The following is a 13,593-nucleotide window of genomic DNA, read 5'->3' as shown; positions in this document are numbered from 1 at the left end:
CTCCCGCTCGGTTGCGTAGCAACCGCAAAATCTTGGGGCCGCTTCGCAGCCCAGCGGGAGCACGCTCCCTCGCCACAGGGACATCACCGCATCACGATGGTGTACAGCTGTCAGAGCTGCGGGGATTCCTGGCTCGGCTTGCTCTTGTCCACACCCGGCACATGCAGGTTGCCCTCGGCCACTTGGTCGCCTTCAAGCTGCGGCTGTGTCACCCAGGTCAGGATGTCGTAGTAGCGACGGATGTTCGCCACGAAATGCACCGGTTCGCCGCCCCGGGCGTAGCCGTAGCGGGTCTTGCTGTACCACTGTTTCTGGGACAGGCGCGGCAGGATTTTCTTCACGTCCAGCCATTTGTTCGGGTTCAGCCCTTCCTTGGCCGCCAGTTTGCGGGCGTCGTCCAGGTGGCCGCTGCCCACGTTATAGGCGGCAAGGGCGAACCAGGTACGGTCCGGCTCTTCGATGCTCTCGTCCAGCTGTTCCTTCATGTAGGCCAGGTACTTGGCGCCGCCCATGATGCTTTGTTTCGGATCCAGGCGGTTGGACACGCCCATGGCCTGGGCGGTGTTCTGGGTCAGCATCATCAGGCCGCGCACGCCGGTCTTGGACGTGACCGTTGGTTGCCAGAGCGATTCCTGGTAGCCAATGGCAGCCAGCAGGCGCCAATCGACTTTCTCTTTCTTGGCGTAAGCCTTGAAGTGTTGCTCGTATTTGGGCAACCGTTGCTGCAAATGCTGGGCGAAGGTCGTTGCGCCCATGTAGCCGAGGACGTCGACGTGCCCGTAGTAGCGGTCCTTGAGCCGCTGCAGCGTGCCGTTTTTCTGCACCTTGTCCAGATAGGCGTTGATTTCGTTGAGCAGGCTAGTGTCTTCGCCGGGGCCCACCGCCCAGCTTTGGCTGCGGACGTCGCCAAGGTCGAAGGCGACACGCACGTTGGGGAAGTACACCTGGTTCATCGCCACTTCGTTGGAGTCCACCAGCGTCAGGTCGATCTGGCCCTCGTCCACCATGCGCAGCAGGTCGACCACCTCAACCGCGTCGGACTCTTCGTATTCGATGCCCGGGTATTGCTGCTTCAACTGCGCCAGTTGTTCGGCATGGCTGCTGCCCTTGAGCACCATGATTTTCTTGCCCGCCAGGGCGGCCGCGTCGGTGGGGCGTGACTGGCCGTTGCGGTAGATGATTTGGGGGGTGACTTCCAGGTAGGAGCGGGAAAACCGCACCTGCTTCTTGCGCTGTTCGCTGCTGACCAGGCCCGCGGCGGCCAGGACCGGCCCGTTGGGCTTGCCCACCTGGCCGAACAGGTCGTCGAGGTTGTCGGCGGTCTCGATTTTAAGCTCGACCCCCAAATCCTCGGCGAAACGCTTCACCAGCTCATATTCGAAGCCGGTCTCACCACTGCGATCCTGGAAGTAGGTGGCGGGGCTGTTTCGGGTAACCACCCGCAGCACGCCATCCTCCTTTACGCGCTCCAGTGTGTTGGGTTTCTCAACACAACCACTGAGCACCAGGAAGAGTCCGGTTGCGATCAGCCACTTGGCATATCGCGGACGCAAAGCCGTTGGGGAAAACATCTGCGCAGTATACGCAAACGGCCCCTACCGCCATATCTCGACAGCAAAAGGCCAGTCTGCTAGCCGTTGCAAAACATGTCCGCAACACCGGCCGGCCGGGCTGTGGCGGGCTTTGCGCCGCTGAAAAATATCTCTGCGCGAACCTTGGCACGGGTGTCCAATACCGCCGTGGGCGCAAAGACCGACATTCGGCCTGCACCGTGCGTGCCGTTTCGGGTGCCGTTGCCGGCGGTTTAGGCTAGAATGCACGGCCTCAAAGCACACCCCCTTCCCGAGGCTGTCCCGAAGATGTTGATCCTGCGCGGCGCTCCTGCCCTTTCTGCCTTTCGCCACAGCAAACTCCTTGAGCAACTGAGCCAGAAGGTTCCGGCTGTCAGTGGCTTGTATGCTGAATTCGCTCACTTCGCCGAAGTCACCGGCGGTTTGACCGGCGACGAACAGCAGGTGCTCGCGCGCCTTCTGAAGTACGGCCCCAGTGTTCCTGTCCAGGAGCCGGCCGGTCGCCTGTTCCTGGTGTTGCCACGTTTCGGCACCATTTCGCCGTGGTCGAGCAAGGCCAGCGACATCGCCCGCAACTGCGGCCTGGCGAAAGTCCAGCGCCTGGAGCGCGGCATTGCCTTTTATGTCGCTGGTGAGTTCAGCGAGGCCGAGGCCCAGTTGATCGCCGACGGCCTGCATGACCGCATGACCCAGGTCGTGCTCGGCAACCTGGAGCAGGCCGCCGGTCTGTTCAGCCACGCCGAACCCAAGCCCCTGACCGCCATCGACGTACTGGGCGGTGGCCGTGCCGCGCTGGAAAAAGCCAACGCCGAGCTGGGCCTGGCCCTGGCCGAAGACGAGATCGATTACCTGGTCAACGCCTTCCAGGGCTTGAAGCGCAACCCCCACGACATCGAACTGATGATGTTCGCCCAGGCCAACTCCGAGCACTGCCGCCACAAGATCTTCAACGCCAGTTGGGACATTGACGGCCAGGACCAGGAAAAAAGCCTGTTCGGCATGATCAAGAACACCTACCAGATGCACAACGAAGGTGTGCTGTCGGCCTACAAGGACAACGCGGCGGTGATCGTCGGCAACGTTGCCGGTCGCTTCTACCCGAACCCTGAGACCCGCCAGTACGGTGCGGTCCAGGAGCCGGTGCACATCCTGATGAAGGTCGAGACTCACAACCACCCGACCGCCATCGCCCCGTTCCCGGGCGCGTCCACCGGTTCCGGTGGCGAGATCCGCGACGAAGGCGCCACCGGTCGCGGTGCCAAGCCCAAGGCCGGCCTGACCGGCTTCACCGTGTCGAACCTGCAGATCCCGGGCTTCGAGCAGCCGTGGGAAAAGCCGTACGGCAAGCCTGAGCGCATCGTCAACGCCCTCGACATCATGATCGAAGGCCCACTGGGCGGCGCGGCGTTCAACAACGAATTCGGCCGTCCGGCCTTGACCGGCTACTTCCGGACCTTCGAACAGTCCATCACCACCCCCCGTGGTGAAGAAGTCCGTGGTTACCACAAGCCGATCATGCTCGCTGGCGGCATGGGCAACATCCGCGCCGAACACGTGCAGAAAGGCGAGATCCTGGTCGGCTCCAAGCTGATCGTCCTCGGCGGCCCGGCCATGTTGATCGGCCTGGGTGGCGGCGCGGCTTCCTCCATGGCCACCGGCACCAGCTCGGCCGACCTGGATTTCGCCTCGGTCCAGCGGGAAAACCCGGAAATGGAGCGCCGTTGCCAGGAAGTCATCGCCCGTTGCTGGCAGTTGGGTGAACACAACCCCATCAGCTTCATCCACGACGTCGGCGCGGGCGGCCTGTCCAACGCTTTCCCGGAACTGGTCAACGACGGTGGCCGCGGTGGCCGCTTCGAACTGCGCAACATTCCAAACGACGAGCCGGGCATGGCCCCGCACGAAATCTGGAGCAACGAATCCCAGGAACGTTACGTCCTGGCGGTCGGCCCGGCCGACTTCGAACGCTTCCAGGCCATTTGCGAGCGCGAGCGTTGCCCGTTCGCGGTGGTAGGTGAAGCCACCGCCGAGCCACAACTGACCGTCACCGACAGCCACTTCGGCAACAGCCCGGTGGACATGCCGTTGGAAGTGCTGCTGGGCAAGGCCCCGCGCATGCACCGTTCGGCGATTCGCGAAGCGGAGCTGGGCGACGATTTCGATCCGTCCACCCTCGACATCGCCGATTCCATCGAGCGCGTGCTGCATCACCCGGCCGTGGCGAGCAAGAGCTTCCTGATCACCATCGGCGACCGTACCATCACTGGCCTTGTGGCCCGCGACCAGATGGTCGGCCCATGGCAGGTGCCGGTGGCTGACGTGGCCGTGACCGCCACCAGCTTCGACGTCTACACCGGCGAAGCCATGGCGATGGGCGAGCGCACGCCGCTGGCGCTGCTGGACGCCCCGGCCTCGGGCCGCATGGCGATCGGCGAAACCCTGACCAACATCGCAGCGTCGCGCATCGGCAAGATGTCCGACATCAAGCTGTCGGCCAACTGGATGTCCGCCGCCGGCCACCCGGGTGAAGACGCCCGCCTGTACGACACCGTCAAGGCAGTCGGCATGGAGCTGTGCCCTGAGCTGGGCATCACCATTCCAGTGGGCAAGGACTCCATGTCCATGGCCACGCGCTGGAACGATGAAGGCGTGGACAAGAGCGTAACCTCGCCGCTGTCGCTGATCGTGACCGGTTTCGCGCCTGTCACCGATATCCGCCAGACCCTGACCCCGCAGCTGCGCATGGACAAGGGCACCACCGACCTGATCCTGATCGACCTGGGCCGTGGCCAGAACCGCATGGGCGCCTCGATCCTGGCCCAGGTGCATGGCAAGCTCGGCTCGCAAGCGCCGGACGTCGATGATGCCGAAGACCTGAAGGCCTTCTTCGCCGTGATCCAGGGCCTCAACGCCGACGGTCACCTGTTGGCCTACCACGACCGTTCCGACGGTGGTTTGCTGACCACCGTGGTGGAAATGGCCTTCGCCGGTCACTGCGGCCTGAGCCTGACCCTGGACAGCGTTGCCGAGTCCAAGGCCGAGATCCCGGCCATCCTGTTCAACGAAGAACTGGGTGCGGTGATCCAGGTTCGCCAGGACGCCACGCCAGACATCCTGGCCCAGTTCAGCGCGGCCGGCCTGGCCGATTGCGTCTCGGTGATTGGCCAGCCGATCAACAACGCGCACATCAACATTACCTTCAACGGCGACACCGTCTTCGAAGGCCAGCGTCGCCTGTTGCAGCGCCAGTGGGCGGAAACCAGCTACCAGATCCAGCGCCTGCGGGACAACGCCGAGTGTGCCGAGCAGGAATTCGACGCGCTGCTGGAAGAAGACAACCCGGGCCTGAGCGCCAAGCTCAGCTACGACGTCAACGACAACGTGGCCGCGCCTTACATCAAGAAAGGCATTCGCCCACAAGTGGCGGTCCTGCGCGAGCAGGGCGTCAACGGCCAGGTGGAAATGGCGGCAGCGTTCGACCGCGCCGGTTTCAACGCGATCGACGTGCACATGAGCGACATCCTGGCCGGTCGTGTCGACCTGAACGACTTCAAGGGCATGGTCGCTTGTGGCGGTTTCTCCTACGGCGACGTGCTGGGTGCCGGTGAAGGCTGGGCCAAGTCGGCGCTGTTCAACAGCCGTGCCCGCGATGCGTTCCAGGGCTTCTTCGAACGCACCGACAGCTTCACCCTCGGCGTGTGCAACGGTTGCCAGATGATGTCCAACCTGCACGAGCTGATCCCGGGCAGCGAGTTCTGGCCGCACTTCGTGCGTAACCGTTCCGAGCAGTTTGAAGCCCGCGTGGCGATGGTCCAGGTCCAGGAATCGAACTCGATCTTCCTGCAGGGCATGGCCGGTTCGCGCATGCCGATCGCCATCGCCCACGGCGAAGGCCACGCGGAATTCGAAAGCGAAGAAGCCTTGCTCGAAGCCGACCTGTCCGGTTGTGTGTCGCTGCGTTTTGTCGACAACCATGGCAAGGTCACCGAAACCTACCCGGCCAACCCGAACGGCTCGCCGCGCGGGATCACCGGCCTGACCAGCCGCGACGGCCGTGTCACGATCATGATGCCGCACCCGGAGCGGGTGTTCCGCGCGGTGCAGAACTCGTGGCGTTCGGACGACTGGAACGAAGACGCGCCATGGATGCGCATGTTCCGCAACGCGCGCGTCTGGGTGAACTAAGACGGTGTACAAGCTCTGCTTCTTCGTCCCGGACAGCCATGTGGACGAGGTCAAAAGCGCCGTATTCGCTGCCGGTGGCGGGCGAATCGGCGACTATGACCACTGCGCCTGGCAAGTGCTGGGCCTGGGCCAGTTTCGCCCTTTGGACGGCAGCCAGCCGTTCATTGGCGAGGCGGGGCAGGTCGAGCAGGTCGAGGAATGGAAGGTGGAGCTGGTGGTGGCCGATGGGTTGATTCGGCAAGTGATGGAGGCGTTGAAGCAGAGCCATCCCTACGAGACACCGGCGTTTGAGGTATGGCGGTTGGAGGATTTCTGATTTTCCCTCCGCCCAAATAAAAAAAACCGCTGATCTAATCAGCGGTTTTTTTTGCGTGCGATTCTGTGTACACGAACCCTTGTGGCGAGGGAGCTTGCTCCCGCTGGGACGGTCCGACGCCTCGGGCGTAGCGGCCCTAAGCTTTTTGGCGGTTGCTGCGCAACCGAGCGGGAGCAAGCTCCCTCGCCACGGGCTTGTTGTGTGTCAGATATAGGTGTTGGGTGTGTGCAGGCCCCTTCGTCGGATCGCCGCCCGGAGCAAGCCCGCTCCCACAGTGGATTTGTATTGTCCACAGAACTTGTGAACGACATCAGACCTGTGGGAGCGGGCTTGCTCGCGAAGGGGCCAGACAGTCGGCGAAGGCCTAGGCTTTGACATCCGCCTTACCACTCAGCACCACCGCCTCCAACGCCCGCCACAACCCCGGCGCTTTCGCCCCTAACAACAAGTGCCAAACACCGCCTTCCAGCGAGCTCATCCCCTCGCAACCCAGCGCCTTGAGCTGGCTTTCCGACACTCCCTTGCCATCAGCCAACCGCACCCGCAAACGGCTCGTCGCCACGCAATCGAGCTGCAACACGTTCCTGCCACCGCCCAGGGCATCGAGCCATTGCTGTGCTTCGGCCTCCGAGACAATTGTCGTTGAGGCCGGCTCGGCCACGGCGTTCGCGGGCGCACTGGCTGGCCTATCGGAAGAAGGCAATGCCAAGCGGATCTCATCGGCGATGCTGTCGGCCATCGGCCCCACCACCACCTGCAAGCGGCCGCCATTGCCGGGGCGAACCACAGCCAGGGCGCCGAGGGCCTTGAGTTGGGCGTCGGAGGCCTTGTTGCGATCCACCAGGTCCAGCCGCAGGCGCGTGGTACAAGCGCCGAGGGTGATCAGGTTGTCAGCGCCACCCAAGGCCTGGATGTAGGCGGCGGCCCGTTGGTTTTCGGCGATGACCGCTTTGTCGCCCGCCGGCACGTCTTCACGGCCCGGCGTCTTCAGATCGAAGCGGCGGATGCAGAAGTCGAACACCAGGTAATAGATCGCCGCGTAGGCCAGGCCCACCGGAAAGACCAGCCAGCCGTTGGTGGATTTGCCCCAGCCCAGGACCATGTCGATGAAACCGCCGGAAAAGGTAAAGCCCAGGTGGATATTCAATAAGTTAGTCACCGCCATCGACAGGCCGGTGAGCAACGCGTGGACCAGGTACAACAACGGCGCAAGAAACATGAAGGCGAATTCGATGGGCTCGGTGACGCCGGTCAGGAACGACGTCAGCGCCATGGACAACAGGATCCCGCCCATGACCTTGCGCCGCTGGGGCAGGGCGTTGCGGTACATCGCCAGGCACGCCGCGGGCAGGCCGAAGAGCATCACCGGGAACATGCCGGTCATGAACTGGCCGCCCTTGGGGTCGCCAGCGAAATAGCGGGTCAGGTCACCGGTGACCACCGCTCCGGTAGTCGGGTCGGTGAAGCTGCCGAAGATGAACCAGGCCATGTTGTTGAGGATGTGGTGCAGGCCGGTGACGATCAGCAACCGATTGAATACACCGAAGACGACCGCACCAAAGCTGCCGCTGGCCATCAACAGCTCGCCGAAGCTGTTGATGCCGTGCTGGATCGGTGGCCAGATCAAACCGAACACCACGCCAAGGCCCACCGCGCTGAAGCCGGTGACAATCGGCACGAAGCGCCGCCCGCCAAAGAACGCCAGGTATTCCGGCAGCTTGATGTCCTTGAAGCGGTTGTACAGCGCGCCGGCCAACAGACCACTGATGATCCCGGCCAGCATGCCCATGTTGATGGTCGCGTCGAGGACCTTCAGCGTCGCGATCATCACCAGGTAACCGATGGCCCCGGCCAGCCCGGCCGTGCCGTTATTGTCCCGGGCGAAACCCACGGCGATGCCGATGGCGAAGATCAGCGCGAGGTTGGCGAAGATCGCCTGGCCGGCATCGTGAATGATCGCGATGTTCAACAGGTCGGTGTCACCCAGGCGCAGCAGCAGGCCGGCGATCGGCAGGATCGCGATAGGCAGCATCAGCGCCCGGCCGAGGCGTTGCAGCCCTTCAATGAAATGCTGGTACATGGCGTCTCTCCTTTTATTGTTGTCCGACGTGGCTCAGCCCAGGGGCCAGTGTTGATGACAGGCCTGGCGCACGGCGGCGGCACTGGCCAGGTTCAGCAAATCGGTACTGACGCCGCGGCACTGGGCGGCATCGAGGTGACGCAAGCGGTCCTTGATTTCGCCGACCTGGGGCGGGCTGACCGACAGCTCCCGTACGCCTAGCCCGATCAGCACCGGCGTTGCCAGGGGATCGGAGGCCAGGGCCCCGCACACGCCAACCCAACGCCCATGTTTGGCAGCGCCAGCGCAGGTCTGGGCGATCAACCGCAACAGTGCCGGGTGCAGGGCATCGACCCGGGCGGCGAGCCCGGCGTGGTCGCGGTCCATGGCGAGGGTGTACTGGGACAGGTCGTTGGTGCCGATGGACAGGAAGTCCGCGTGCTCGGCCAGTTGCTCGGCCAGCAAGGCGGCGGCTGGCACTTCGATCATCACCCCCAGTTGCGGGCGTTCGCTCAGGCCAAGCTCGGCACCGAGGGCGTCGAGGCGCTGGCGAATGTGCAGCAGTTCGTCGACCTCGGTGACCATCGGCAACAAAATCCGGCAGCGGTGCAGAGGGCGGGTTTGCAGCAGGGCGCGCAATTGCTGGTCCAGCAGTTCCGGCCGCGCCTGGGCCAGGCGGATGCCCCGCAGGCCGAGTACCGGGTTGGCTTCGGCCGGCAGGGGCAGGTAGTCCAATTGTTTGTCGCCACCAACGTCGATGGTGCGGATGATCACCGGCCTGTCGCCCATGGCATCGAGCACGGCTTGATAGGCCAGGCGCTGTTCTTCTTCATCGGGGGCGGTGTGGCGGTCGACGAAGAGAAATTCGGTGCGCAGCAGGCCAACGCCCTCGGCACCGTTGGCGAACGCCTGGCCAGCTTCGGCGCTGGAGGCGACGTTGGCGGCGACTTCAACCTCCACCCCATCGACGGTTTGCGCCGGCGTGTGGGCGAGGGTCTGCTGCTCGGCGCGCCGAGCTGTGCGTCGGGTCTGCGCTTGCTGCACCTGCGCCAGGCGCTCGGCGGTTGGCGTGAGTTCGAGGCGGCCACCGTCCGCGTCCAGCACCACCGATTGCCCCGGCGCCTGTGCAAGCAGTGTCTCGCCCAGCGCCACCAGGCAGGGCAGGCCTTTGCCACGGGCCAGGATCGCCACGTGGGACGTCGCGCCGCCCTCGGCCATGCACACACCGGCCACGCCTTGGGCACTGAGGTGCAGCAGGTCCGACGGGGTCAGCTCCTGGGCGACGACAATGGCGCCCGCCGGCACGTCGAACTGCCAGGCCTCACCCAGCAGCACCCGCAGGACCCGCTGGCGCAGGTCATGTAAATCATTGGCGCGCTCGGCCAGCAACGCGCTTTGCAATTGCCGCAGCACTTGGCATTGCGCGTCGATGGACCGGCTCCAGGCCTGAGCCGCCGCGCTCCCTTGCTCAATAGACAGGTAGGCGGCGTCCAGCAGGACCGGATCTTCCAGCAACGCCAGATGGGCGCTGAAGATCGCTTGCTCATCGACGTGATGCCGGGCCTTGGCGTTCTCCAATGTCAACTCGATGTCGCGACTGACGTGCGCCAAGGCATCGCGCAGCCGTTGCCGTTGTTCTGCGACGTTGTGGTCACCGATGTCCTCGGGCAACTGCATGCCTTCCAGCCGAACCAGCGGTCCGCTGACCAGCCCGGGCGCGGCGCATACGCCGTGGAGCACACCGTCTTCGGCGGTGCGGCTCGGCGCCTTGGCCGGTGGTGCCTCGGCATGGGCTTCTTCGGCCAAGGCTGTGGATAACGTTTTCAGCAGCGCGTGCAACGCCGCTTCGGCATCGCTGCCGCGGCAACTGACGTGCACTTCGGCCTGTTCGGTGATCGCCAGCCCCATCATGCCCATCACACTGTTGCAGGACGCCGAGCGGCCACCGAAGTGCAGGTGTGAGCGACTCTTGAACCCTTGTGCGGCCTGGCGAACCAAGGCGGCTGGCCGCGCGTGCAGGCCGCCTCGATGGGCGATACGGATCTGGCCGAACACTTCGATGCCGACGTGCGGTTCATCGTCGCGTGTTTCACTCGGTTTCTTGCTGACGATGTGCAGCAACGGCTCGCCGACCTTGACGCCTTTGAGGGTAATGGGCCGTGCCTGGAAGTGTTCGCCATTGGTGAGGATCAGCAGGCTGACCAGGCTTTTGCAGCGCTGGGCCACGCTGTCCACGTCATAACGCAGCAGTGCCTGGCCGTTGCTGACCCGCGCGCCTTCCTTGACCAGCATGGAAAAGCCGTCGCCCTGCAACTCGACGGTGTCCAACCCCAGGTGCAGCAGCAGTTCGGCGCCGTTGTCGGCCCGCAGGGTCACGGCGTGGCCGGTGCGTGCGACGTGGATAACTTCGCCATCGCAAGGGGCGTAGAGGGTGTCGTTCAGCGGATCGATGGCAATTCCGTCGCCCATGGCGCCGCTGGCGAACACCGCGTCCGGGACGTTGGCGAGGGTGAGCACCGGCCCGCTGAGCGGTGCGCTGAGGGTCAGCTCTTTATTGTTGTTGGGCATGGGCTCGCTCTCTGTGAAGTCTTATTGGCCTTGCGTTAAAGGGCCATCGGTTCAGTGGGTCCGGGTGACCTTGCTCAAGTGCCGTGGCTGGTCCGGGTCCAGGCCTCGAGCCACGGCCAGGTTGGCGGCCATCCGGTAAAAGCTCTGGATCGCCAGGATCGGGTCCAGGGCCGGGTGCTCGGCACGGGTCAGCGTCAGGTCACGCTCGGCGATGTCATCGGGCGCGGCCAGCAGCACCCGGGCGCCGCGCTGGCGCATGTCGGCGGCCAGGCTCAACACACCGGCCTGCTCGGCACCGCGGGGGGCGAACACCAGCAGCGGATAATGCTCATCGATCAGTGCCATCGGCCCGTGGCGAACCTCGGCGCTGCTGAAGGCTTCGGCCTGGATCGCCGAGGTCTCCTTGAATTTGAGTGCCGCTTCCTGGGCGATGGCGAACCCGGCGCCACGGCCGATGACCATCAAGCGCTGGCATTCACGCAGCGCCTCGACGGCAACGTTCCAATCCTGGTGCGCGGCTTCACGTAGGCCTTCGGGCAGCGCGGCGCCGGCGTCGAGCAACTCGGCATCGTCTTTCCAGTGGGCCACCAGGCGCGCGCTGGCGCTGAGGGTGGCGATGAAACTCTTGGTGGCGGCGACACTGCTTTCGATGCCGGCGCACAAGGGCACGCTGAATTCACAAGCCGCCTCCAGCGGAGAGTCTTCTGCGTTGACCATCGCCACGCTCAAGGCGCCGCGCTTGCGCAACAGGCGCAGGCTGTTCACCAGGTCCGGGCTCTGCCCCGATTGAGAAAACGCGAACGCCACCTGGCCACTGACCTTCAACGGCGCCTGCTGCATGGTCACCACCGACATCGGCAACGAGGCCACCGGAAAACCCAGTTGTTGCATGGTCAGGTAGGCAAAGTAGCTGGCGGCATGGTCGGAGCTGCCACGGGCCACGGTCATCGCCACCTGCGGCGGCTGGCGGCGCAGGCGTCCGGCAATCTCCTGCAGGGCGGGGTCCAATCGCTGCAATTGGCGCTCGACAGCGTCGGACGAGGCCAAGGCCTCTTCAAGCATCTTGGAAGTCAATGGCTTCTCCTTCGACCATCACGTCGATCAGGTTCAGGACACGGTCAAGGCGCACGCAGTCGGCCCAGGCGCCGGGTTGCAGGCGCCCGCGTTCGGGCAGGCCGAGGTAGTCGGCGGGGAATTGCGACAGGCGTCGGGAGGCTTCGGCGAGGGGCAGGCCGATTTTCACCAGGTTGCGCAGGGCCTGGTCCATCGTCAGGGTGCTGCCGGCCAGCGTGCCGTCGGCCAGGCGCACACCGCCCAGGCATTTGGTCACGGTGTGGCTGCCCAGCTTGTATTCACCGTCGGGCATGCCGGCGGCGGCGGTGGAATCCGTGACGCAATACAGGCACGGGATCGAACGCAAGGCCACGCGCATGGCGCCGGGGTGCACGTGGAGCAAGTCCGGGATCAGCTCGGCATATTGCGCATGGGCCAGCGCCGCGCCGACGATGCCGGGCTCACGGTGATGCAGCGGGCTCATGGCGTTGTACAAATGGGTAAAACTGCTGGCCCCGGCCGCCAGTGCCGCGACGCCTTCTTCGTAGCTGCCGAGGGTATGACCGATCTGCATGCGCACGCCCCGGGCGCTGAGGGCACGAATCAAGGCATCGTGGCCGGCGATTTCCGGCGCGATGGTGATCACCCGGATCGGCGCCAGGGCCAGGTACGTCTCCACTTCAGCCATCAACGCGGTATGGGCGAAATTCGGTTGGGCGCCGAGTTTGCCGGGGTTGATGTAAGGCCCTTCCAAATGCACGCCCAGGATGCGCGCGCTGCCGCTGGGCCGCTGTTCGCAGTATTCACCGAGGGCTCCGAGTACGCTGGCGATCTCTTCGCTTGGCGCGGTCATGGTGGTGGCGAGCAGCGCCGTGGTGCCGAAGCGCACATGGGTGCGGGCAATGGTGTCGAACGCCGGCGCGCCTTCCATGATGTCCTTGCCGCCACCGCCGTGCACATGCAGGTCGATGAATCCCGGCAGCAGGTAGGGCAGGTCGTTGCTCGTCGGGTCGCAGGGCTGGCCTTCGATGGACACGACCTTGCCCTGTTCATGGACCAGGCGGCCGCGTATCCAGCCGTTGGCGGTGAGGATGTTGTTTTCGGACATGGGGATTCTCTGATCGTCTAGCGCCGCAACTCGGCGACGAAGTCGTAGTAGTCGTTGCGGCAATAGGTGTCGGTGACTTCGATGGGCGTGTTGTCTTCCAGGTAGCCGACCCGGGTCATCAGCAGCATCGCGGTGCCGGGGGCGATGCCCACCAGGGCGGCGAATTCGTCCGAGGCGTTGATCGCCTGGATGTGTTGCAGGGCGCGCACCACGGGTTTGCCGATGCCGTCGAGGAATTCATAAAGCGAATCGCCCACTGCCTGCGGCTTGGGAATATTCGAGGCGGGCAGGGTGCTCATCTCAATGGCCATGACCGTTTCGTCGGCCTTGCGCAGCCGTTTGAGCCGGGCGACTTTGTCAGTGGGCGACAGGCCCAGGCGGATCAGTTCTTCGTGGGTCGGCGGAGTGATTTCTCGCTCCAGCGACTGGGACCCGGGTACGAAGCCTTTGAGCCGGAGCATCTCGCTGAAGCCGCTGAGGCGTGACAGCGGTTGTTCCAGGCGCGGGGTGATGAACGTGCCCGAGCCTTGGTTGCGGCGGATCAGGCCTTGTTCGAACAGCACCTCCAACGCCTTGCGGGCGGTGACCCGGGAAATGCCCAGTTGCTCGCTCAAGCTGCGCTCGGAGGGCATTGCTTGCTCGGCTTTCCATTGGCCGGCGTGGATCGCGGCTTCGAGATTGCGGGCCAGTTGCAGGTAGAGCGGGGTGGTGTGGGGGTGGGTCTGTGATACAC

At 64.5% G+C, this 13,593-nt stretch carries 8 protein-coding genes; 2 read left to right on the top strand and 6 right to left on the bottom strand.

The window, feature by feature from the left end:
* Positions 1-110: 110 nt before the first annotated feature.
* Complete coding sequence (gene mltF / locus HGO40_RS28500) at positions 111-1,571, bottom strand: membrane-bound lytic murein transglycosylase MltF (protein WP_250965763.1); 1,461 nt, start codon at positions 1,569-1,571, stop codon at positions 111-113.
* Between the two features lie 288 nt (positions 1,572-1,859).
* Here mltF and purL point away from each other — a divergent pair, with 288 nt between their 5' ends.
* Together purL and HGO40_RS28490 are read left to right on the top strand one after the other, a co-directional pair.
* Entirely contained in the window at positions 1,860-5,756 is a 3,897-nt protein-coding gene (gene purL / locus HGO40_RS28495; RefSeq protein WP_250965762.1) for a phosphoribosylformylglycinamidine synthase, read from the top strand.
* Between the two features lie 4 nt (positions 5,757-5,760).
* Complete coding sequence (locus HGO40_RS28490; RefSeq protein WP_250965761.1) at positions 5,761-6,072, top strand: YqfO family protein; 312 nt, start codon at positions 5,761-5,763, stop codon at positions 6,070-6,072.
* 364 nt (positions 6,073-6,436) lie between these two features.
* Here HGO40_RS28490 and nagE read toward each other — a convergent pair whose 3' ends face one another.
* From nagE to HGO40_RS28465, 5 genes are read right to left on the bottom strand one after another with little or no spacing between them, the layout of a single operon-like run.
* Positions 6,437-8,152 carry an N-acetylglucosamine-specific PTS transporter subunit IIBC gene (gene nagE, locus HGO40_RS28485; RefSeq protein WP_250965760.1) on the bottom strand — a complete coding sequence of 572 codons (1,716 nt, stop codon included), beginning with the start codon at positions 8,150-8,152 and terminating at the stop codon, positions 6,437-6,439.
* A gap of 33 nt (positions 8,153-8,185) precedes the next feature.
* Complete coding sequence (ptsP, locus tag HGO40_RS28480) at positions 8,186-10,699, bottom strand: phosphoenolpyruvate--protein phosphotransferase (RefSeq protein WP_250965759.1); 2,514 nt, start codon at positions 10,697-10,699, stop codon at positions 8,186-8,188.
* Positions 10,700-10,750: 51 nt separating this feature from the next.
* Complete coding sequence (locus HGO40_RS28475) at positions 10,751-11,773, bottom strand: SIS domain-containing protein (RefSeq protein ID WP_250965758.1); 1,023 nt, start codon at positions 11,771-11,773, stop codon at positions 10,751-10,753.
* Positions 11,754-12,860, bottom strand: a complete 1,107-nt coding sequence (nagA, locus tag HGO40_RS28470) for an N-acetylglucosamine-6-phosphate deacetylase (RefSeq protein ID WP_250965757.1) — start codon at positions 12,858-12,860, stop codon at positions 11,754-11,756. Before nagA ends, HGO40_RS28475 begins: the two co-directional genes overlap by 20 nt.
* Positions 12,861-12,877: 17 nt before the next feature.
* Positions 12,878-13,555: a GntR family transcriptional regulator gene (locus HGO40_RS28465; protein WP_250965764.1), complete on the bottom strand. Its 678-nt coding sequence runs from the start codon at positions 13,553-13,555 to the stop codon at positions 12,878-12,880.
* Positions 13,556-13,593: the final 38 nt, after the last annotated feature.

It is taken from the genome of Pseudomonas sp. CG7, from assembly GCF_023701885.1.
GTDB classification, from domain to species: Bacteria; Pseudomonadota; Gammaproteobacteria; order Pseudomonadales; family Pseudomonadaceae; genus Aquipseudomonas; species Aquipseudomonas zanjanensis.
Note: the sequence above shows the minus strand (reverse complement) of the source record. Positions and strands in the feature narration are given on the sequence as shown.